A 21,086-nucleotide genomic window follows, 5' to 3' on the forward strand; every position below is an offset into this window, starting at 1 on the left:
GTTGTGGCGCATAGGCTAGCAGAACTTCGAAATGTGCCTGCCCTGTCGTTGGTAGTCTCGCGTGAGTAACCGATTCAGGTACGGCGACGAGGGTGCTCAGCGTTATCACTCAGTCCACGGTGTTCGCCAAGCGAATCCAGAATCTGCCTTCCCGCCTTATCGTCGGCATTGGTATCAGTGATCAGAATGGCGCGAAAGTCGTTGACATTCGTTTTTGTAGGCCCGGTAAACACCGTGTCACCAAGTCGTGCAAAAAAACTATAAGCATCATTTTCCCCAAGAAAAGTGCTAGCGTCCTTGCCTAGTTCACTCGCTCTACGAAGGGTGTCCGGCTCTGCGATCGCACCGGCGATGGCTTCCGTCCCATCAATGCCGTCTGTATCGGCTGCCAGGGCATAAACACCTGGCATACCATCGAGTTCGATCGCCAGCGCAAGGAGAAACTCGACGTTGCGCCCGCCACGCCCGCCACCTTTGACGGTCACCGTGGTTTCTCCGCCAGAGAGTATGACGTAAGGTCTCTTTACGCTGTCCTTGGCGGCTATTTCTCGGACCATATCTGCGTGTTCGCGCGCCACCGTCGAGGCTTCTCCTTCAATCGCGCCGCCCAGTACCAACGGCAGTACGCCCGCGCGGTCGGCTGCCTGGGCAGCGCCCCTCAAAGCGTCCATGGCAGTACCGATCACCATCGTCCGGTTACGCGCCAGCCCTTTATCATCGGGTTTGGGCGCTCGGGTCGTCTCGTTGAACAGCGCGGCCATGACGTTGGGTGACACGTTAATCTTGTACTTTTCGAGGATCTGCGCCGCCTGCTCCGAGGTGCTCCAGTCTGGGAACGTAGGACCCGAAGCTACAACGGAAGGATCATCGCCGGGCACATCGGAGATTACCAGGGTCACAACAGGAGCCGGATAACAGGCGAGCGCGAGGCGGCCGCCCTTGACGGCAGACAGATGTCGACGCACACAGTTCATTTCAGAGATCGAGGCGCCTGACTTCAAAAGGTCGCGATTTAGCTGGCGTTTATCTTCAACAGTAATGCCATCGATCGGTAACGAAAGCAATGCGGACCCCCCGCCTGATATCAGACAGATCACAAGGTCGTCTTCTGTCAGGTTTGATACAAGGTTAAGCATACGCTTAGCGACCTCGTTGCCGGCTTCATCTGGTACTGGATGAGCCGCCTGGACCACCTCGATCTGGCTGCAGTCCTCTTCATGCCCGTAACGGGTCACTACAAGACCCGACAAGTCCGCAGTCCAATTTCTTTCGACAGCGAGCGCCATCCGAGCCGACGCCTTGCCAGCACCAATTACTACCGTACGTCCCTTGGGAACAGAAGGTAAGTGAGGGGGCACCAAATTGAGTGGGTCCACCGCCTTCAATGACGTGAGAAACAGACCGCGCAAGAACGCGGAATATAATTTATCTGTAACCTCAGGAGTATCTACGTTAGTAACTTTATCGAGCATATCCATGTAATCCGGAAGTTCATCTCTCGCGAGCAGGCTAGGGCCATCACCTTTGCCTGCTCTTGCCTATTTAAAACTGATGACGGATGCCAACTGCATAGCTGTTGCCAGCACTGTTGCCCGTTACCTTGTCACGCAGATAGACGGCATAGAGGTCTGTACGTTTGGAGAGCGTATAGTCGTAACCGATTGCTGCTGTATTGCGAGTCGTCTCGCGCACTGGCGTTACATCGGCTTTTGTCTGTGACCAGGAAGCCAAGACCTTGCCGGCCTGCGAAACCGGAATGGATGCGCCCAGCTGGTATGTGCTCGACTCCAGGTCGGTGACAGTGCGCTCGGTTTTCTGGACCGATCCGAAAAGCTTTGCAAATGAGAAGTCGTAGCTCACGCCGCCCAGGTAAGCATACTGCCCCGTCGACGGTGCGGTTGCGCCCACTCGGACACGTTGTGCGGACGCGGTTGCAAGGAAAGGCCCTTGTGCATAACGGGCGGTAAGTCCTAAGTTGCCTACACCGTTGCTACCAGCGACTTCACCTAGTCCATAAATCGCCGTTGCGGAGAATCCGTTCATCGTCGGGATTGAGTACTGAATCGCATTATTCCAGACGGTGTCGCCGATGATCGTTCCGCCAAACGGCGCTATGTACGACTGCAGCACGACAGGGGAAAATACTGTCGAGGCGACGAACGGATTGACCGCTTGCATCGCGAGGTAGAACGGAGTGGTATGCCGACCTAACGTCAATTGGCCGAATCCACCTTGTATCCCCACCCAAGCACTACGGGACGCGAAGCTTGGATCGGTTGCATTGCGTCCTGCCGCGCCGGTATCCGGCTGGAAGAAGTTTTCGATCTGGAAGATTGCCTTCAGTCCGCCGCCGAGATCTTCCCGTCCGCGGAAGCCAAAATAGGAAGTTGTCAATCCGCCATGGCCGAGTTGGGTCACGCGCGGTGTCATGTCGCTGCGCTTAATGCTGCCTGCATACACTCCGACCAATCCGTAGATTTCTACATTCGATTGTGCCAGTGCGCTTTGCATTGGCATGGCGGTCAATGCCAGAGCTGCCAGACCAAGACTACACGCTTGAATTTTTTTAATGGTCATTTCTACTACGCCTCCATTTGTTATGCTGCGTGGAATGTTTAGTGAAGCCGAAATTAGCGCTCGGCTTCATCATGATTTGGTACTTCGCATCAGACGACGGTGGTATGTCGCTCGATGCAGGTGTCCAGCACCATTTCTCCAGGGCGATTCCACCACTGCTCCGAGAAAATTTCGACTTCGGCGAACCCGCTATATCCGGCAGCCTCGACCCAACTACGGCATTTTTTAAGCTCGATGACACCATCACCCATCATGCCGCGGTCATTCAATAAGTCCCGCGTCGGCGTAAGCCAGTCACATACGTGATAGGCGAGCAATCGGTCGCGGCCTGCACGCTGAATTTGCTGTTCGAGCTTTGGGTCCCACCAGACGTGGTAGAGATCAAGAGCGACCCCCAACATGCCGGTGCGTGCAGGATCGAGTGCGTCACAAATGTCCAACGCATGTTCCAGGGTATTGATACAGGCGCGCTCAGCGGCTTGCATCGGGTGCAGTGGTTCAATCGCAAGCGGCATGCCGACGTTCCGCGCATACTCAAGGCTTGCTGCAATGCCGTCCGCGACTTCCTGGCGTGCGCGACCAAGGTCTTTGTATGACGCCGCGCCGATCAAAGCACCTGGTAAAGCACCGACGACCAGGACAAGGCACGGCGCATCAAGGGTCTTGGCCTCATCGATCGCTCGCCGGTTATCATCGAGTGCTGCGAGCAGCCCCTGCTTATCAGGAGCGGTGTAGAACCCACCTCTGCAGTAACCGGACAAGACGATACCGGTCTCCCGCAAACGCTGGGCGGTTTCCTTCAGCCCGACGCTCGCCACCTGATCACGCCACGGGCTGATTGCGCGGATGTTGCGTTTTGCGCATTCGTCAATGATTCTGTCTAGCGACCACTGCTTTCGGACCGTCGCCGTATTAAGCGACAATGCTTCATGACTTGCTGTGAAGTCACGCATTGTGAACTCCGTGCACGGCCAATACCGCCGCCATGCGCCTTGCCGCCTCTTCCGGATTGCTCAGCAGGCCGGCCTGGTCCGCAAGGCGGAACAGTTCGGACAGATGAGGTAACGAACGGGCGCTTTGCTGTCCACCGATCATGGTGAAATGGTCCTGCATCCCGTTCAGGTATGCCATAAAGACAACGCCGGTTTTGTAGAAACGAGTCGGTGCAGCGAAGATGTGGCGCGACAAGGGGACTGTTGGCTCCAGGATGTCGTTGAACGTCTTCCTGTCGCCGGCTGCTAGCGCGGACAGTGCAGCCGATGCGGCCGGAGCAATCGCGTCGAAGATGCCTAGCAGCGCATGGCTGTATCCCTGATCATCTCCGCCGATCAACTCCGCGTAGTTGAAGTCATCGCCTGTGTACATCTTGACGCCGGGAGCCAACCGACGACGCATGACGATCTCTTTTTCCTTATCCAGAAGCGAGATCTTGACACCATCGATGTTGGCTGCATTGCGATTGATGACGTCAACAGCAACATCCATTGCCGCCATATGGTTCTGACTACCCCAGTATCCAAGGAGGGTCGGGTCAAACATCTCGCCTAGCCAGTGAATGATGACTGGATTACTGACTTGGGAGAGGATTCGGTGGTAGACCCGATGGTAGTCGTCCGGTGTTTTGGCCACACGGGCCAAGGCACGACTGGCCATCAGGATAATGCGTCCACCGAGCTTTTCGATGGCTTCGATCTGCTCTTCATAAGCTTTGATGACGTCATCGATCGAGCGAGCGTCTTCCGGCGCAAGATGGTCGGTACCGGCTCCACTGGCGATCAGGGCATTTGGAACATCACGTGCCGCATCGAGGGAACGACGGATTAACTCGAGCGACGTGGGCCAATCCGTCCCCATGCCGCGTTGCGCTGTATCCATCGCCTCGGCTACGCCGAGGCCCAGTTCCCACAGATAGCGACGGTAATTAATGGTGGCGTCCCAGTCGATGGCACTTTCAGTCCAGGGATTGTGCTGGGCGAAGGGATTAGCGACCATATGGGCCGCGGAATAGGCAATCCTTGTAAAAGGAACACGTGCGGGAACACGTGCGGCGGTATTGAATGACTTCGGCTCGCTCAGCTTGTATGGCTGGATCGATCCATCTGCGCCTGGTAGAGCGATCTGCAGGGATAATTTGCTTATTGCGTTCATTGCCGCGACTCCTTAGGCAGTCAGAGACGGGACATCGACCCAACGGCGCTCTTTCCACGATTCGAGCGCACATTCAACCATCTGCACACCCTTGGCGCCTTCGAGCAGATTCCATTTGAAAGGTGCATCTTCAACCACGTGACGGATGAACATTTCCCACTGAACCTTAAAGCCGTTGTCGAGGTTGGTTGTATCCGGCACCTTCATCCAGTCTTCGAAGAAGTTCAGTGGTTGCTTTGTATCGGGACTCCATACGGGCTTCGGTGTATTAACCCTCGATTGAGTGAAGCAATCGAACAGACCTGCTACGGCCGATCCATGCGTACCATCGACATGGAAGGTAACCAGGTCATCCCGGCGCACACGGGTAGTCCACGAGCTGTTGATCTGGGCGATGACGCCACCATCAAGCTCGAAGGTCGCGTACGCTGCGTCGTCGGCTGTTGCCTTGTACTTTTGACCCTTTTCGTCGAAGCGTTCAGGAATGTGGGTAGCGCCCAGGCAAGACACCGACTTGACTTCACCAAACAGATTGTCAAGCACGTAGCGCCAGTGACACAGCATGTCGAGGATCATGCCGCCGCCGTCTTCTGTGCGGTAGTTCCACGATGGGCGCTGGATCGGCTGGAGGTCGCCCTCAAATACCCAGTAGCCAAACTCGCCGCGTACCGACAACATTTTGCCGAAAAAGCCGGCGTCATTGAGGAGCTTGAGTTTTTGCAGGCCCGGGAGGAACAGCTTATCCTGAACAACACCGTGCTTGATGCCCTTTTCTTTAGCGAGTGTGTAGATATCGAGCGCTTCTTTCAGATTGGTAGCAACTGGCTTCTCGCAGTAGATATGCTTTCCAGCGTTGATAGCCTTTGCCAGAAGCGTAGGACGCATCTGTGTGGTCGCGGCGTCGAAGAAGATTGTGTCGTCCCTGTTCGCAAGTGCCTTATCAAGGTCGGTACCCCATCGTTCGATTCCAAACTTCTTGGCCAACGCTTCGATTTTCTCTGCGTCGCGACCAATAAGAATCGGATCTGGCATGACGCGATCGCCGTTCGAAAGAGTCACGCCCCCCTGTGCGCGGATCGCGACGATAGAGCGAATCAGGTGTTGGTTCATGCCCATACGTCCGGTGACGCCATGCATCACGATGCCCAGTTTTTTCACTGCCATTTTTTGCTCCTGTGTATGTAATAAATCTTCCTGTCGCCCTAGTGCTCTTCATGCGGCAAGGGCAAGCGCTGGTTCCTTCTTTAATCAGCTCGCGTTACTAAGCGCACTGATTTTTAGGCGTAAGGGTGCCCTTTGCCGACGGAAATCCGTCGGACATTTCTGCAAATTTAATCGTCGCCGGGCGTAGGTAAAAACCTAGCTGTGATGCCCGCCACAACAACCGTCATCGTCATGAACGCGAAGCTTGAGCATCTTTTGCGCGTTCTTGTAGAACAGTGCTGCCTTCTCCTCGTCGGTGAAGTTCAAGGTTTCAATCGCGGCAATGGTTTCCCGGATTACCAGCTCGCCCTGCTCCTTATCGAACGGACAGTCGGTGCCGAACAGCACATGATCAGTCCCGAAGAAATTGACTCCACACTGGATCGCTGACTTGGAACCAAGCACCGCGGTATCTGCGTAAAATTGCTTGAAGTAATCGACGGGACGCTTCGACATCGACTTCAGAATGGCTTCGTAATTCTCATCTGCCGTGCGGCTTCCCAACTCGTCCCAACCATATCCAACACGGCCTTCGAAGAAGGGAACCATCGCGCCACAGTGATGCGTAATAACGCGCAGATTAGGTAGGCGATCAAACATACCCGAAAAGACGATACGCGCCATGGCTGCGCTGGTCTCGTAGGGCCAGCCGAATGTCCACCAAATCTCATACTTCGATTTGTCCTCAGTCGGATAATCGGCGAACTTCGGCGGCCGCGCTGGGTGAAGCCATATTGGCTTGTCATGTTTGCCACTCACGAGGTCAAAAATCGGCGCGAAGTCAGGGTGATCAAGCGGACGACCGTTAATGTTCGTAAACAATTGGACACCCGAAGCGCCGAGGGCAAACGCGCGCTCGGCCTCCTCCAGGGATGCCTCGATGTTATTCATGGGTAGGGCGGCCACCCAAGCCGGAAACCGATCCGGGTACTGCTCAACGAGACCTGCAAGTCCATCATTGGCAATTCGCGCCAACTCTGGAGTCACGTCCGGGGAACCAAGCGTCTCGATAGGCGGCATGGAAAGGGTCAGAACCTGCTGATAGCCTGGATAGCGATCCATGATTTCGAGGCGCGCAGGGACGTTATGTAGAGTTTCAATATTGAACCACCGCTTCAGCGCCGCCTTGTCGGTCACGACCTCGTTCAGCTTTGAAAAATATGCCGGTGGAAATATGTGGGTAAAGATATCAAGCTTCATTAATAACGCTCCGATTAATGGGTGTGGCGATATAGGGTAATTCTTTCATTGAGCGCAGTACTGTACAAAGCGTACGAACGCCTGCATGTTGGTCGTTAGAGAAAATGCCGACTCGCTCATGGCGGCGTAGTGGCGACATACTGGTCCGCCTGATGAGCAAAGTGTGCCTCTGCGCGCACTGAACTTTGACTTTTCGCCCCACGAGTTACCGCCCTCCTTTAAGACCTCTTGACTGAAAAGTCCCAACAAAGCGCTGAAGCTAACCACCAAGTTCACTAACTGGTGAATAATCATTGCCGTTGCTGTCAAATTCAGCCGCTGTTATCTGAAGTAACTAACTGGTTACATAGTACCAGCGTGTTTTTTGGCTGTCAAAGAAAAATTTGGGTAATCCAATGCGTCGCATCACCAGCTATGAGTGCTTGCGATGATTTATGGCGGAATATATCTCGCGTGGCGTTGCTTACTCTGGCCCATTTACTAGGCTATAATTCACCCTGCAGTTAATTAGACCTCCGCGGCCTGCCCTTGCCGAGTGGAATCGAAACGAATTTGGATATGGATATGGATAATTTGGAAGAAGCATCCACGGCGCCGGTTAATCCGGACGTAGTAGGACGTAATGCAGCAAGAACTCGGCAGGCAATTATTGAGGCCGCTACCGAAGAATTTGCATCCCTCGGTTTAGGCGGCGCGCGAATCGACTCGATTGCGCTACGTGCGGGTACAAACAAACGCTTGCTTTATTACTACTTCGGGAACAAAGAAGCCCTTTTCCAAGCTGTCCTCGAGCGCGCCTATGCCAATATACGTACGGCAGAACGCGCACTGTGCCTCGATGAACTCAATCCGGTGGAGGCCATTCGGCAACTGGTCTCATTTACCTGGCATTACTACATCACTCACCCGGAATTCCTTACGCTCCTTAACAGTGAAAACCTGCATCAGGCTGTCCACTTGAAGCAGTCCACTGCGATTAAGGAAATGAACTCCCCGCTGATTGCTACTTTAGATACCGTGCTGGAAAAAGGTCGGACCGCAGGTTTGTTTCGGTCTGGCGTTGACCCGCTGCAACTGTATATATCAATCGCCGCCATGTCGTTTTTTTATCTATCAAACCACTATACGCTCTCAGCCGTGTTCGGCCGTGATCTGCGGCATCCGAAAGCGGAAGCGGAAAGGCTTTCTCACATGACCGATCTTGTACTCGGATATCTGTTGCGTGAATGATAGGTGTATCGAGGGAGCCATGTCGTCCACCGTTTGACCGTCAGTCCAATCCTTAAACCTTTTTAAATACCGGAAAAAGCGCATGAACAGCGATTCGACCATCATCTACACGCTAACCGACGAGGCGCCCCTCTTGGCGACCCACGCATTCCTGCCAATCGTCAGCACCTTCACCAAGCCGGCTGGTATCCGCATTGAACAGAGCGACATCTCGGTCGCGGCACGAATTCTTGGTAACTTTTCCGAGTATCTGACGCCCGAGCAGCGTGTCCCGGACACGCTCGCGGAACTGGGAAAGAAGACCCTCGAGCCAGACGCCAACATCATCAAGTTGCCCAATGTCAGCGCATCGATGCCCCAGCTGATGGCAGCAATCAGGGAACTGCAGGGCAAGGGCTACAATATTCCAGACTATCCTGCGGACCCCAAGACCGACGAAGAAAAGGAAATCAAAGCTCGCTACGGCAAGTGCATCGGCTCCGCCGTCAACCCGGTCCTGCGCGAAGGCAACTCCGATCGCCGGGCGCCACGTGCGGTCAAGGAGTACGCACGAAAAAATCCTCATTCAATGGGCGAATGGTCACAGGCTTCTCGCACTCACGTGTCGCACATGCACGATGGCGATTTTTATCACGGCGAGAAGTCAATGACGCTGGACCGTGCGCGAGACGTCAAGATGGAGCTCATCACCAAGAGCGGCAACACGCTGACCCTGAAACCGAAGGTGGCGCTGCAGGCCGGCGAGATCATCGACTCGATGTTCTTGAGCTGCAAGGCGTTACGCAAGTTCTACGAACGCCAGATCGAAGACGCACGCAAGTCCGGCGTCATGTTCTCGCTGCACGTCAAAGCCACCATGATGAAGGTATCCCACCCCATCGTATTCGGCCACTGTGTACGGATCTTCTACAAGGAAGCGTTTGAGAAACACGGCGCGCTGTTCGACAGCCTGGGCGTGAACGTCAACAATGGCATGGTCGATTTGTACAACAAGCTTGCCAAGCTTCCCGATTCGCAGCGCGAAGAGGTCATGCGCGACATCCACGCCTGCCATGAGAACCGGCCGGAACTCGCGATGGTCGATTCCGCCAAGGGCATCACGAACTTCCATTCTCCCAGTGACGTCATCGTCGATGCCTCGATGCCGGCGATGATTCGTGCCGGCGGCAAGATGTACGGCGCCGACGGCCGGCTCAAGGAAGTCAAGGCGGTGATGCCAGAGAGCACATTCGCACGCATCTACCAGGAGATCATCAACTTTTGCAAATGGCATGGCGCGTTCGACCCGCGTACGATGGGCACCGTGCCCAACGTGGGCCTGATGGCGCAGCAGGCGGAGGAATACGGTTCGCACGACAAGACCTTCGAGATCCCGGAGGACGGTGTGGCCAATATCACTGATCTGGAAACCGGCGAAGTGCTGCTGAAGCAGAATGTCGAACAGGGCGACATCTGGCGCATGTGCCAGGTCAAGGATGAGCCTATCCGCGACTGGGTGAAGCTCGCGGTCACGCGCTGCCGCAATTCGGGCATGCCGGCCGTATTCTGGCTCGATTCCTACCGTCCGCACGAGAACGAGCTGATCAAGAAGGTCAAGGCCTATCTGAAGGACCACGATACCAGCGGACTGGATATCCAGATCATGTCGCAGGTACGCGCAATGCGCTACACCCTCGAACGCGTGTACCGGGGCCTCGATACGATTTCTGTCACCGGTAACATCCTGCGTGACTACCTGACCGACCTGTTCCCGATCCTGGAATTAGGTACAAGCGCAAAGATGCTGTCCGTCGTGCCGCTGATGGCGGGCGGCGGCCTCTATGAAACCGGAGCCGGCGGTTCTGCTCCCAAGCATGTGCAACAGTTGGTTGAGGAGAACCACCTGCGCTGGGACTCGCTGGGTGAGTTTCTCGCGCTGGCGGTAAGTCTTGAAGATCTGGGTATCAAGACCGGCAACGTCAAGTCAACAACCCTCGCCAAGACGCTGGACGCCGCTACCGGCAGGCTGCTAGAGAACCGGAAGTCTCCTTCGCCCAAGACCGGCGAGCTTGACAATCGCGGTAGCCAGTTCTATCTGGCCATGTACTGGGCACAGGAATTGGCCGCTCAAAAGGAAGACGCCGAACTTGCCGCTTACTTTGCTCCGCTGGCAAAAGCACTCACCGACAATGAACAAAAGATCGTCGCCGAGCTGATCGAGGTGCAAGGCAAGCCGGTGGACATTGGCGGCTACTACAAAGCTGATGACGCTAAAGTGAAGGCCGTGATGCGTCCGAGCGCAACATTCAACTCATCATTGAAGGTAGTAAGCCTCTAAACGTTGGCTTATTTGATCAAAACAATTTGAAAGAGACAAACGCTCGGTATCACGCAGGAATGATACCGAGACCCAGTGAGGAGGTCGGGGCCGACGAGACTGAAACCGTCATCCTTCTACGGCGAGCACATTTACACACGCAAGCTGGATTCGGTTAATTGAGCCTCGTCTTCTCCATGAATAGGTCAAAGAATAGGACTATGCTGATTGTTAAATCCGCTGTGCCGTTGAATACCGTAATGGATTAGCCACTTAAAGTTATTGTTCACCACGTGATACATCCTTGACGGCCATTCGGTGCACTATTTGAAAATACTCATGGCGAGATGACAGCGGGCTTGCGCAACACCGACGAAGCGTTGCTCCAAGCCGCTGAAATCGACTTCGAGGAATTTTCCAATCAAATCGCTGGCTGCGATTTACTATGCGGCGTGAATGGATAAAGTCAAGTCAGGAACTGGCGTCTGAAAGCTTGAGGGTCTGGCCTGGGTAGATCCGGTCAGGATTCTCGATATTGTTCCACTTCAGGAGGTCTTGCGGTTTCACGCCGTGTTTGCGCGCAATGCCACCCAGCGTATCGCCCGCCGCCACAGTGTAAGCGCCGGAAGCACCGGAAGCTCCTCCGGCAGTGCCGGAAGCGCCGGAAGCGCTGGTAGTTCCGGAAGCATCGCCACTGGAAGGCTTCGCCGGTTCAGCAGCTGAGCTTGCTGGTGCACCGGAAGTAGGAGGCATACCTGAGGCCGCTGACTCGCCTGCGGTTGCTGGTGCACCGGAAGTTGGAGACGTACCTGAGGCTGCTGACTCACCTGCGGTTGCTGGTGCACCGGAAGTTGGAGACGTACCTGAGGCTGCTGACCCACCTGCGGTTGCTGATGCACCGGAAGTAGGAGGCATACCTGAGGCTGCTGACTCACCTGCGGTTGCTGGTGCACCGGAAGTAGGAGGCATACCTGAGGCCGCTGACTCACCTGCGGTCGCTGGTGCACCGGAAGTAGGAGACGTACCTGAGGCCGCTGACCCACCTGCGGTTGCTGATGCACCGGAAGTAGGAGGCATACCTGATGAGGCCGCTGACTCGCCTGCGGTTGCTGATGCACCGGAAGTAGGAGGCATACCTGATGAGGCTGCTGACTCGCCTGCGGTTGCTGGTGCACCGGAAGTTGGAGGCATACCTGATGAGGCTGCTGACTCGCCTGCGGTTGCTGGTGCACCGGAAGTTGGAGGCATACCTGAGGCTGCTGACTCGCCTGCGGTTGCTGGTGCACCGGAAGTTGGAGACGTACCTGAGGTCGCTGGCGCGCCGGAAGTCGCTGGCGCACCTGAAGTTGCTGGTGGTGTACTTTCGGTTGAAGGCGCACTTGAGGTCGCCGGGGGAGTTGCTGGCATGCTGGAGGTTGCCGGTGCGCTGGAGGTTGCCGGCGCGCCAGCAGGCGCGGTGGAAGCAGCTTCTTGCTTCCGTTCGCAGGCAAACAACAGGGGAAGCAGAAATACAATGAGAGGATAACGTTTCATGATCTGATTCCTTTTTCCGGAAGATCCCGATCGGCATTAAGCTATCAGACACAGGCCGCACCGTCAGGCCCTGCCCAGACTATCAAATTTTTGATTGACAGGCTGCGCAAAAGTTCCTGATCAAGCTGGCCGGCTCAACCTAGCACTAGCGCCATGGCAACTCGTCCCTTCTTGTTTCACTTGCTCTTTTGACGGGAAGCATCGGTGCGTTCATGCAAGGCCAACTTCGTAATGTAGGCAAAAGCTTGGTCCTCGCCTTCCAGCAGGCTGAACGGTTGCCTACATTAGACGATGCCCTCGCCGATGCGCTTTGCTATGCGGCGTGAGTGGATAAAGTCATGCTGAGGCTTGCCGCATAAAAATCATGCCGCCGACAACGCCTGACGCCGATTCCTCACGAGCAGGCGGTACATCAACGGCACCGAAACTACCGCTGCAGCGCAGATCCATAAGCTGATCGAGATCGGACTTTCCCACAGGATGGCCAGTTCGCCGTTGGTGATCGACAGCGCGCGGCGCAGGTTCTGCTCCATCATGCCGCCGAGCACAAAGCCGAGGATCAGCGGCGCCATCGGCACATCGCATTTGCGCAGCAGATAACCAACGATGCCAAGCAGCGACATCAGCACCAGATCGAAGGTGGTCGCATGCACCGAGTACACACCGACCGCGCTGATCGCGAGAATGCCTGGCACCAGCGACCAGTTCGGCACATTCAGCATGCGGGTGAAAACGCCGACCAGCGGGATGTTCATCACCAGCAGGATCACGTTGCCGATGAACATGGACGCGATCAATCCCCACACCAGGCCAGGCTGTTGCTCGAACAAGGCCGGTCCCGGTGTGATGTTGTACAAGGTTAGCGCGCCCATCATCACCGCTGTCGTGCTGGAGCCCGGCACGCCGAGCGTGAGCATCGGCACGAAGGAGCCGTTGGCGGATGCATTGTTGGCCGCTTCAGGCGCGGCAACGCCGCGGATATCGCCCTGGCCGAACGTGCCTTCCTTGTCGGTCAGACGCTTCTCCATCGAATAGGCGATGGCGCTGGCAACGGTCGCGCCCGCCCCCGGCAGCACGCCGACGATAAAGCCCACCACCGATGAACGCAGCGTCCCCCACCAGGTCAGCGCAAATTCTTTCCTGTTGAACAGCGTGCGGCCGGTGTTGGGAATGGTCGCGCCGCCATGCACCGCGCCTTCCAGCATCAGCAGAATTTCGCTGATCGAGAACAGACCGATCACCACCACGATGAACTGGATGCCGTCTGACAAGTGCACCGAATCGAAAGTAAAACGATACACGCCGGAATTGGGATCGACGCCGATGGTGGATAGCGCCAGTCCAATGGCCGTGGCGAGCAATGCCTTGACCGGCTTGTCGCCGACCAGCCCGGCGAGGCAGGCGAAGGAAAATACCATCAGCGCAAAGTATTCGGCGGGACCGAATGCCAGCGCCCATTTGGCAAGAAAAGGCATGGCGATCACCAGACCGGCGGTGGCAACCATCGAGCCGACGAACGAACTCCACGCGGAGATCGACAGTGCCACGCCGCCCAATCCCTTGCGAGCCATAGGGTAGCCGTCGAGCGCAGTCATGATGGCGGAGGCGTCGCCCGGCACGTTGAGCAGGATGGACGAGATTCGCCCGCCGTATTCGCAGCCGATATACACAGCTGCCAGCAGAATCAGCGCGGTCTCCGGCGGCAGCTTGAGCGCGAACGCCAAAGGCAGCAGCAGCGCCACGCCATTGATCGGCCCGAGCCCAGGCAGCAGCCCCACTACCGTGCCGATGAACGCGCCCAGCGTCGCCACCAGCAGGTTGATCGGCTGCAGCGCGACGCCGAAGCCGGTTGCCAGATAAGACAGGATATCCATTACAACCCCACTTGCGTTACAACCGGCTGCAATACGCCCCAGGGCAATACGACATCCAGCAATTTATCGAACAACAGGTAAAGTACAACGCTCATGCCTGCGCCGGCCAGTGCGCATTGCCGCCAGCTGCCGCCGAAAACGCGTCCAACCGGTAGTGTCATCACGAAGGTGGCAAGCATGAAGCCCAGCAGTTGGAACAGCAATGCGTAGATCAGAATCGCCGCAACGCACCAGGTCACCTTCGGCAGGTAGCTGCCGCGCCCGAAGCTCGCTGCAGGGCCGGGCCGCGCAGCCAGCCATGCGCCGCATCCGGTCATAAGAACAGTCAGTAGCAAGGGAAAGGCGCGCGGCCCGACCGGTTCGTATTCCACCGGCGCGGCATAGTCCCACGCCGCCAGTCCCATCGCGCCGCCGACCAGCATCGCCATGATGCCGAGAATGCGGTCGCTCATTTCGTGCCGACCAGGCCGAAGTCGGCAGCCAGCTTCCGATACTGCTGCGTGTAGCGCTTGACGTAGACATCAAGCTGGGTGCCGGTCATCGAGAACGGGTACAATCCGCGCTCTGCGCGCAGCTTGTCGAACTCAGGCGTACGCATGGCCTTGTTGAATGCCTCGGTCCACGCGTTGAAATCCGCATCACTGACCTTCGGTCCCATGTAGAAGCCGCGTACGATCGGCCATTCGACATCGAAACCCTGTTCCTTGGCAGTCGGTACCTCGGACAGCATGCCAGGCAGCCGCTTGTCGGACAGGACCGCGAGTACGCGAATATTCGCGCCCGCCTTGATTTGCGAAGCAGCTTCCGAAGCGTCGCCCGAATACACGTGCACATGGCCGCCCTGCAAGGCCGCGATACCTTCGCCGCCGCCTTCGAAGGCGACGAAACGCATGGCCTTGTGGCTCACACCAGCGGCCTTCGCGGTCAGCGCGGCCTTCATCCAGTCCTGGCTGCCGACGGTGCCGCCGGCGCCGAACACGACCTTGGTGGAATCGGCTTTCAGCGCTGCCGCCAGATCTTTCAGGTCTTTGTAAGGCGAATCCTTGCGTACGACCACCGCACCATAGTCAGCGCCGATGATGGACAACCAGCGCACGTCGCTGTCGGAATATTTGCCGAACTTGCCCTGCGCCAGATTGAGCAGCGAGCCGCCGGAGAAGGCGACGATGGTATTGGCCTCGGCCGGACGCTGCGCGACGATGGCGTTGTACGCGACCGCGCCGATACCACCCGGCATGTAAGTGACGCGCATCGGATCCTTGATCGCCTGCGCATCTGCCAGCGCAGTTTGCGCCAGCTTACAGGTGAGGTCGAAACCGCCGCCCGGTTTGGCTGCCGCAATGCATTCAGGTTTATCGAGCGGGCCCGCGACGACCGGGCCAAAGGAAAGGGACAGCGCCATCAGGCACAGAAATTTTTTCATTGCAGTCTCCTAGTCATGAGTTGTTTTATCGACGCATTGCCCGCGTCTTGGTCATGACTGTAGCAATGCGATCCTTTCAATCGCCTGTCGATTTTCGACAGTGGCCAGTTGCAGATACAAGGTCGCCACGCAGCCGGTTCCTGTTGCGACATTGGCAATAACGAGTTTTCCGCCGCACTGCTCGACTACCGCGCGTGCAATCGCCAAGCCGAGGCCGGAGCCGCCCAAGGTCGTATTGCGCGCGCGAAAGAAGCGCTCGCCCATGCGCGGCAACTGGTCCAGCGGAATACCCGGACCATCGTCGGTCACCGCAAACCACGCATTGCCGCACGACTGTCCGAGCCGGATCGATACATGACCTCGCTCGGGCGCAAAGCGTATCGCGTTGTGCAATAGGTTCAACGCCGCTTCGCGCAATAACCCGGCGTCGCCGAGCACAGGCAACGGTTTTTCCGGCGCATCGAAGGCAAGGTCAATCTGCTTTTCGCGCGCAGGCAACACCATCTCACGCGCCACCTGCTCCGCCAGAGATTGCAGGTCGACCGTTGAAATCGTCACCTCCGCCGCATCGGCCCGCGCCAGCGACAGCATCTGGTTGGTCCGGTGCGTGGCATCGTCCAGCTGTCTCGATATCGCGCCCAGCGCCTGCTTCACATTGTCCGGATCGATTTCTCGCAACGCATAATCAAGCTGGGTACGCAGCGTCGCCAGCGGCGTGCGCAACTGATGCGACGCATCGTCGACGAAGCGTCCGCGCGCATCCATGATTTGCTGGGTGCGCGCCATGTGCAGATTGATCGCCTCCACCAGTGGCCGCACATCGACCGGCACCGAAGCGGCATCGATTGGCGTGAGATCGAGCGGCGAACGCGAGCTCACCTCGTCACGCAGGCGAACCAGAGGTTGGATCGTCAGGTTCAGCACCAACGCCAGCAAACCGCCTGCCGCAAGCAGGAAAACGATATCGCGTCGTGCCGCCTGCCATACCAGTTTGTCGATGAACTCGGAGCGTGATGTGAGCGTTTCGGCAACCTTGATCACGATGCGTTGCTGCATGTTTGCACTGGCACCCACAGGCTTGTCGAGCTTGCGCGCGTAAGCGCCGATTCTTACCTTGTCGCCGAAATACTCGGCATCGTAGAAATACGGGACGCGCGACTTCAGCGCGACCGGCGGAAGCGGCAGGTCTGGGCTGCCTACGCCGGTCAGGCCGTCTTCCGTGCTGACATAGAAATGCACCTGGCCGGCGGCGGTCAACTCGAAAAATTCCAGCATCGTATATGGCAGCTCGACTGCGACGCCGCCCGATTCAGTGGAAATATTGGCATCGATCGCCTTGATCGCGCCGAACAGCGAGCGGTCGTACGCGGAATTGGCAGCGTCAACCGCAGTGCGATAAGTGGTCCAGAATTCAATCGCACCGATCAAGGCCAACACCGGCACCAGCAGCGTCAATACGGTACGCTTCAGGCTCCAGCGGAATAGCATTCCGTGACGCATCAGCGGTGTTCCAGCAGGTAGCCCAGTCCACGCAGCGTAACGATGTGCAACGCACTACCCTCCAGTTTCTTGCGTACGCGATAGATCAGCACCTCGACCGCCTCCGGCATCGCATCGACATCGTCTTCAAAGATCTTGTCGTAGATGTCTTTCTTCGACAGCGGCTCGCCGCTGCACTGAATCAACGCGTACAACAGCGCATGTTCGCGCTTGGAGAGCGAGAGCGGCTTGTCGTCCAGCGTGAACTGGCGTGTCACGGCATCGAATGCAAGCGGCCCACATGCCATGCGCGGATGTTCGCTACCGCGCGCGCGACGGATCAGCGCGCTCAGCCGCGCTTCCAGTTCGTCGATCGCGAATGGTTTCGCCATGAAATCATCGGCGCCCTTCTTCAGCGTGCTCACGCGTTCCATCAGCGAGTCGCGCGCGGTCAGGATCAGCACCGGCAATCGCATATCGATCTCGCGCAGCCTTGCCAGCACCGTATGGCCGTCGATGCCGGGCAGGCCGAGATCAAGAATCAGCGCGTCGTACTTGACCTGGCGGGCGCTGTTTTCCACCAGACGTCCGTCGGCGATCCAGTCAACGATATAACCGTTCTGCTTGAGCGCGCGGCATAGCCAGTTCGCCAATTCGTGTTCATCTTCTGCAAGTAATAATCGCATGAGCGCGTTCCCCCTCATTTTTCATACTGCGCCGTGAAGCTGTCAATTCGCTGTCGGTTTTAATCCCCTCCGGCGCTGCGGCAGGCTGATCGCGCAGCTGATTCGTAGACACAACTTACCACATCCCCGCCCGCGCAATAATTGCCGGGGGTTCTGGTCAGAATAGCAACCCGCAACGAGTCGCCCTCCTCGAACCGCTCAAACGCTGATCGTTGATAAACCCGGCCAGACAGTTGCTCAAAATTCGGCCGTGTACATGCCCTCCGTTCGCCTTATTCGAAAAGCCGCTTCGAAACATTGAAATAGGCTTGCAGGCCCGTGCTGTCTATACTCGGCACCATCAGCACTGGAGATGACATGCTCAAAAACGCCCTTACCGGAATCAAGGTACTTGATTTATCGCGCATCCTGGCTGGACCTTGGTGTACGCAGAATCTCGCAGACCTCGGCGCAGAGGTCATCAAGATCGAACATCCGCAACGCGGCGACGACACCCGAGGATGGGGACCACCGTACCTCGAAGGCCGTGGCGGACAAAATATGTCGTCGTACTTCATGAGTTGCAACCGGGGCAAACATTCCGTTTGCGCCGACTTCTCTACCCCTGAAGGTAAAAATCTCATCATCAGTCTTGCGAAGGATGCGGATGTCCTGGTCGAAAACTACAAGCCAGCCACTCTGGCACGTTATGGACTGGACTATAAGACGCTGTCACAAGAAAATCCTCGGCTTGTCTATATCTCGATCACCGGCTTTGGCCAGGATGGCCCGATGTCTGAAAAACCGGGCTATGACTATGTGTTCCAGGGGATGGGTGGCCTCATGAGTTATACAGGCCACGCGGACCGTATGTCGGGCGCGGGGCCGCTGCGGACGGGAGTCGCTGTCGTCGACCTCTGCACCGGGATGTACGCGACTTCGGCCGTCCTTGCCGCCCTTTTCCAGCGTGAACGTACTAACAGAGGCACATACATTGACCTTGCGCTACTTGATGTAGCGGTTGCGCTCAACGCCAACCAAGGGGCGAACTATCTGGTGTCTGGTGCGAATCCAGAACGGTCAGGCAACGCGCATCCCAACTGTGCGCCGTATGAAGTCTTCCGTTGCGCAGACGGTCACATGATCCTTGCCGTCGGCAACGACTCCCAATTCCAGCGCTTTTGCGAAGTTGCCGGCGTTCCGGCTTGGTCAGATGATCCCCGATTTGCCACCAACTCCAACAGAATCTCCAATCTTCCTGAACTCCGGAAGATGTTGACCGAAGTGTTCGTGACACGCACGAGGGATGACTGGGCTGCCGCACTCGACGCGGCGGGTGTTCCTTGGGGGCCAATTAATACGCTCGAGCAGGTCTTTGCGAACCCGCAAGTGAGGCACCGCAAGTTGATGCAACACGTTGCGCATCCCGACTTTGGCCCTGTACCCATGGTCCGGAATCCAATGCTGAGCAACGAAGACGAGCGGGAGATCGCTACGCCCGCACCGCCACGGCTTGGCGAACATTCATGCAAGTACGCCCCTGTACATGACTGATTAACCCACTTACCTGCTCATTCCAGAGCCTGAAGGAGACCCCCCTTGAAAAAGCCGCTTCTAGTCCTTGCAACCGCCGTAGCCTTAGGCACTGTTTCCACCGGTGTTCTGGCCGACGGCTATCCGGACAAAACTGTACGCATTATCGTGCCCTACGCGCCTGGTGGCACTACTGACGTCATCGCACGTATCGTCGGCGCCAAACTCGGCACGGTAATGAAGCAGCAGTTCATTATTGAGAACCGTCCTGGCGCCGGAGGCAGTGTCGGCAGCTCTTACGCCGCAAGGCAACCCGCAGACGGCTACACCTTGGTGATGCTGGTCGAAAGCTCACACGCGGTGAACCCTCAGGTCTACGAAAAGAGCCCGTATGATCCGGTGAAGGATTTTGCACCGATTAGCAATCTGGCAGACGTGCCAAATGTGTTGGTCACCAATCCTTCCGTACCCGCCACTGATGTGGCAGGTCTCATCAAGGAACTGAAGGCGAATCCAAAGAAGTATTCGTTTGGCTCCTCTGGAAACGGCGGACTAAGCCACATGAATGGCGAATTGTTCCTGACCGCAACCGGGACCTCCATGTTGCATGTCCCCTACAAGGGACTTGGCCCGGCGTTGACTGACTTGATGGCCGGCCAGGTTCATGTGGTCTTTGACAATATTCCCTCGTCGGCAAGCCTGATCAAGGCAGGAAAAATCCGACCGCTTGCGGTAGCTGCCAAAAAGCGCCTGGCTATTCTGCCGGATGTGCCGACATATGCAGAGGCTGGAGTAAAGGTCATGAACAATCCTTCCTGGTTTGGCATCGGCGCGCCCGCTGGCACGCCGGAGCCCATCCTCGAAAAGCTCAACAGCGCCATGCGTGAAGCGCTGGCCAGTCCGGATGTCGTCGCCGCTATCGAGAAGCAAGGCGCAATCCCCGGCTACACGACGCGCGCCGAGTTCACTGGCCTGATCAAGTCAGCAAACGAACACTGGAAGAAAGTCGTGCAGGACATCAAATTCGAGAAACTCTGAGTGGAGATCCAATGACTCAACAGGAAAGAACCAGGCACGCGTCCGTGTCGATTGAAGATGGGGTTGCGACCCTGACCATTACCAATGCCGGCGTCTTGAACATTCTGAGCACCGCGGTCATTCAGGATGTCACCGCACAACTCACGGCGCTCCGGTCCAATGCCGACGTGCGGGTGTTGGTACTGCGCGGCACCGGTGACCGAGGCTTGATCGCCGGTGCCGATATTAATGAGATGGCCGGTTTGACCCAGGAGAGCGGGGAGCGTTTCATCAGCAACCTGCGCGACATGTGCGACGGCTTGCGCCGTTTTCCAGTACCCGTCGTGGCGCGCATGCCCGGTTGGACGCTGGGAGGGGGTCTGGAAGTGGCGATGGCTTGCGATCTGCGGATCGCAACCAGGAGCGCGATGTTCGGCATGCCAGAGGTGAAAGTTGGCATCCCGTCTGTCATCCATGCGTCGCTTATTCCCAGGTTAATTGGTGGCGCGCGCGCGACTTGGCTGTTACTTACTGGCGAGAACATTGACGCCTCCACTGCACTTGACTGGGGCTTGGTGCACAAAGTCGTCCCCGACACCGAACTGGACGCGGCAGTGGCCCATACTGCTGCTCGGCTCGCTGAGATCGGCCCCGAGGTACTGAAGCAGCAAAAACGACTCTTGAGGGAATGGGAGGACCAGCTTCCCGACGTCTCGATTGAGGCCAGCGTCAAGGAGTTCGGCGCAGCATTCAAAACTGGAGAGCCGCAACGCTACATGCAGGAGTTCCTTGACAGAAAGGCGGCACGGGCGTAACTGAGTATGCTGGCAAGCTATGTGTCCTGTTCCGTTAATTCGTTGAAAATAAAAGCGGCGAAATTGTGTCGAGACAAGGAAAAAAGCACAGCA

General features: G+C 57.0%; 18 protein-coding genes. 6 read left to right on the forward strand and 12 right to left on the reverse strand.

Annotated elements, in window-relative coordinates:
* Nucleotides 1-74: 74 nt before the first annotated feature.
* From D3871_RS28390 to D3871_RS28415, 6 genes are all read right to left on the reverse strand, one after another.
* A complete protein-coding gene (locus D3871_RS28390; protein WP_233575848.1) occupies nucleotides 75-1,478 on the reverse strand; it encodes a glycerate kinase type-2 family protein in 1,404 nt (467 codons plus the stop codon).
* Between the two features lie 64 nt (nucleotides 1,479-1,542).
* Nucleotides 1,543-2,577 (reverse strand): porin, encoded by a 1,035-nt coding sequence (locus tag D3871_RS28395; RefSeq protein ID WP_119772422.1) that lies wholly within the window; start codon nucleotides 2,575-2,577, stop codon nucleotides 1,543-1,545.
* An 89-nt stretch (nucleotides 2,578-2,666) separates the two neighbouring features.
* Nucleotides 2,667-3,530, reverse strand: a complete 864-nt coding sequence (locus D3871_RS28400; protein ID WP_119772424.1) for a sugar phosphate isomerase/epimerase family protein — start codon at nucleotides 3,528-3,530, stop codon at nucleotides 2,667-2,669.
* On the reverse strand, nucleotides 3,523-4,725 hold the full coding sequence (locus tag D3871_RS28405) for a dihydrodipicolinate synthase family protein (RefSeq protein WP_119772426.1): 1,203 nt from the start codon (nucleotides 4,723-4,725) through the stop codon (nucleotides 3,523-3,525). Before D3871_RS28405 ends, D3871_RS28400 begins: the two co-directional genes overlap by 8 nt.
* A gap of 12 nt (nucleotides 4,726-4,737) precedes the next feature.
* The gene (locus D3871_RS28410; RefSeq protein ID WP_119772428.1) at nucleotides 4,738-5,889 is read right to left on the reverse strand and encodes a Gfo/Idh/MocA family protein; all 1,152 of its coding nucleotides are present in this window, start codon (nucleotides 5,887-5,889) and stop codon (nucleotides 4,738-4,740) included.
* 195 nt (nucleotides 5,890-6,084) lie between these two features.
* Complete coding sequence (locus D3871_RS28415) at nucleotides 6,085-7,128, reverse strand: amidohydrolase family protein (RefSeq protein WP_119772430.1); 1,044 nt, start codon at nucleotides 7,126-7,128, stop codon at nucleotides 6,085-6,087.
* Nucleotides 7,129-7,686: 558 nt separating this feature from the next.
* Here D3871_RS28415 and D3871_RS28420 point away from each other — a divergent pair.
* Both D3871_RS28420 and D3871_RS28425 read left to right on the forward strand, forming a co-directional pair.
* The gene (locus D3871_RS28420) at nucleotides 7,687-8,358 is read left to right on the forward strand and encodes a TetR/AcrR family transcriptional regulator (RefSeq protein ID WP_119772431.1); all 672 of its coding nucleotides are present in this window, start codon (nucleotides 7,687-7,689) and stop codon (nucleotides 8,356-8,358) included.
* A gap of 82 nt (nucleotides 8,359-8,440) precedes the next feature.
* Complete coding sequence (locus D3871_RS28425) at nucleotides 8,441-10,675, forward strand: NADP-dependent isocitrate dehydrogenase (RefSeq protein ID WP_119772432.1); 2,235 nt, start codon at nucleotides 8,441-8,443, stop codon at nucleotides 10,673-10,675.
* A gap of 450 nt (nucleotides 10,676-11,125) precedes the next feature.
* Here D3871_RS28425 and D3871_RS30440 read toward each other — a convergent pair whose 3' ends face one another.
* Nucleotides 11,126-11,407, reverse strand: a complete 282-nt coding sequence (locus tag D3871_RS30440; protein ID WP_158598109.1) for a LysM peptidoglycan-binding domain-containing protein — start codon at nucleotides 11,405-11,407, stop codon at nucleotides 11,126-11,128.
* A 386-nt stretch (nucleotides 11,408-11,793) separates the two neighbouring features.
* Between D3871_RS30440 and D3871_RS30445 the strand changes: the two genes are divergently transcribed.
* Nucleotides 11,794-12,171, forward strand: a complete 378-nt coding sequence (locus D3871_RS30445) for a hypothetical protein (protein WP_158598110.1) — start codon at nucleotides 11,794-11,796, stop codon at nucleotides 12,169-12,171.
* Nucleotides 12,172-12,549: 378 nt separating this feature from the next.
* Here the strand turns inward: D3871_RS30445 and D3871_RS28435 are convergent, their stop codons facing one another.
* The 5 genes from D3871_RS28435 to D3871_RS28455 form a co-directional block, all read right to left on the reverse strand.
* Complete coding sequence (locus tag D3871_RS28435; protein WP_119772436.1) at nucleotides 12,550-14,061, reverse strand: tripartite tricarboxylate transporter permease; 1,512 nt, start codon at nucleotides 14,059-14,061, stop codon at nucleotides 12,550-12,552.
* Nucleotides 14,061-14,513: a tripartite tricarboxylate transporter TctB family protein gene (locus D3871_RS28440; protein ID WP_119772438.1), complete on the reverse strand. Its 453-nt coding sequence runs from the start codon at nucleotides 14,511-14,513 to the stop codon at nucleotides 14,061-14,063. Before D3871_RS28440 ends, D3871_RS28435 begins: the two co-directional genes overlap by 1 nt.
* A complete protein-coding gene (locus D3871_RS28445) occupies nucleotides 14,510-15,463 on the reverse strand; it encodes a Bug family tripartite tricarboxylate transporter substrate binding protein (protein ID WP_233575916.1) in 954 nt (317 codons plus the stop codon). The genes D3871_RS28440 and D3871_RS28445 overlap by 4 nt, the downstream gene beginning before the upstream one ends.
* A gap of 72 nt (nucleotides 15,464-15,535) precedes the next feature.
* Nucleotides 15,536-16,984, reverse strand: a complete 1,449-nt coding sequence (locus D3871_RS28450) for a sensor histidine kinase (RefSeq protein WP_233575849.1) — start codon at nucleotides 16,982-16,984, stop codon at nucleotides 15,536-15,538.
* A complete protein-coding gene (locus D3871_RS28455) occupies nucleotides 16,984-17,649 on the reverse strand; it encodes a response regulator (RefSeq protein ID WP_119772441.1) in 666 nt (221 codons plus the stop codon). Before D3871_RS28455 ends, D3871_RS28450 begins: the two co-directional genes overlap by 1 nt.
* Nucleotides 17,650-18,006: 357 nt before the next feature.
* Here D3871_RS28455 and D3871_RS28460 point away from each other — a divergent pair, with 357 nt between their 5' ends.
* Genes D3871_RS28460 through D3871_RS28470 form a run of 3 tightly spaced genes read left to right on the forward strand, consistent with a single transcriptional unit; the run spans nucleotide 18,007 to nucleotide 20,993 of the window.
* Nucleotides 18,007-19,182, forward strand: a complete 1,176-nt coding sequence (locus D3871_RS28460; RefSeq protein ID WP_119772443.1) for a CaiB/BaiF CoA transferase family protein — start codon at nucleotides 18,007-18,009, stop codon at nucleotides 19,180-19,182.
* Nucleotides 19,183-19,227: 45 nt separating this feature from the next.
* On the forward strand, nucleotides 19,228-20,199 hold the full coding sequence (locus D3871_RS28465; protein WP_119772445.1) for a Bug family tripartite tricarboxylate transporter substrate binding protein: 972 nt from the start codon (nucleotides 19,228-19,230) through the stop codon (nucleotides 20,197-20,199).
* Between the two features lie 11 nt (nucleotides 20,200-20,210).
* Nucleotides 20,211-20,993 carry an enoyl-CoA hydratase gene (locus D3871_RS28470; RefSeq protein ID WP_119772447.1) on the forward strand — a complete coding sequence of 261 codons (783 nt, stop codon included), beginning with the start codon at nucleotides 20,211-20,213 and terminating at the stop codon, nucleotides 20,991-20,993.
* Nucleotides 20,994-21,086: the final 93 nt, after the last annotated feature.

Source organism: Noviherbaspirillum saxi (genome assembly GCF_003591035.1).
In the GTDB taxonomy this organism is placed as follows: domain Bacteria; phylum Pseudomonadota; class Gammaproteobacteria; order Burkholderiales; family Burkholderiaceae_D; genus Noviherbaspirillum; species Noviherbaspirillum saxi.

Bases quoted from the DNA above. Each gene is read 5' to 3' on its own strand.
- D3871_RS28425 (WP_119772432.1), top strand. From the start codon at position 8,441: ATGAACAGCGATTCGACCATCATCTACACGCTAACCGACGAGGCGCCC.
- D3871_RS28395 (WP_119772422.1), bottom strand. From the start codon at position 2,577: ATGACCATTAAAAAAATTCAAGCGTGTAGTCTTGGTCTGGCAGCTCTG.
- D3871_RS28445 (WP_233575916.1), bottom strand. From the start codon at position 15,463: ATGGCGCTGTCCCTTTCCTTTGGCCCGGTCGTCGCGGGCCCGCTCGAT.
- D3871_RS28470 (WP_119772447.1), top strand. From the start codon at position 20,211: ATGACTCAACAGGAAAGAACCAGGCACGCGTCCGTGTCGATTGAAGAT.
- D3871_RS28405 (WP_119772426.1), bottom strand. From the start codon at position 4,725: ATGAACGCAATAAGCAAATTATCCCTGCAGATCGCTCTACCAGGCGCA.
- D3871_RS28455 (WP_119772441.1), bottom strand. From the start codon at position 17,649: ATGCGATTATTACTTGCAGAAGATGAACACGAATTGGCGAACTGGCTA.
- D3871_RS28435 (WP_119772436.1), bottom strand. From the start codon at position 14,061: ATGGATATCCTGTCTTATCTGGCAACCGGCTTCGGCGTCGCGCTGCAG.
- D3871_RS28450 (WP_233575849.1), bottom strand. From the start codon at position 16,984: ATGCGTCACGGAATGCTATTCCGCTGGAGCCTGAAGCGTACCGTATTG.
- D3871_RS28400 (WP_119772424.1), bottom strand. From the start codon at position 3,530: ATGCGTGACTTCACAGCAAGTCATGAAGCATTGTCGCTTAATACGGCG.
- D3871_RS30445 (WP_158598110.1), top strand. From the start codon at position 11,794: ATGAGGCTGCTGACTCGCCTGCGGTTGCTGGTGCACCGGAAGTTGGAG.
- D3871_RS30440 (WP_158598109.1), bottom strand. From the start codon at position 11,407: ATGCCTCCTACTTCCGGTGCACCAGCAAGCTCAGCTGCTGAACCGGCG.
- D3871_RS28460 (WP_119772443.1), top strand. From the start codon at position 18,007: ATGCTCAAAAACGCCCTTACCGGAATCAAGGTACTTGATTTATCGCGC.
- D3871_RS28390 (WP_233575848.1), bottom strand. From the start codon at position 1,478: ATGGATATGCTCGATAAAGTTACTAACGTAGATACTCCTGAGGTTACA.
- D3871_RS28410 (WP_119772428.1), bottom strand. From the start codon at position 5,889: ATGGCAGTGAAAAAACTGGGCATCGTGATGCATGGCGTCACCGGACGT.
- D3871_RS28415 (WP_119772430.1), bottom strand. From the start codon at position 7,128: ATGAAGCTTGATATCTTTACCCACATATTTCCACCGGCATATTTTTCA.
- D3871_RS28420 (WP_119772431.1), top strand. From the start codon at position 7,687: ATGGATATGGATAATTTGGAAGAAGCATCCACGGCGCCGGTTAATCCG.
- D3871_RS28440 (WP_119772438.1), bottom strand. From the start codon at position 14,513: ATGAGCGACCGCATTCTCGGCATCATGGCGATGCTGGTCGGCGGCGCG.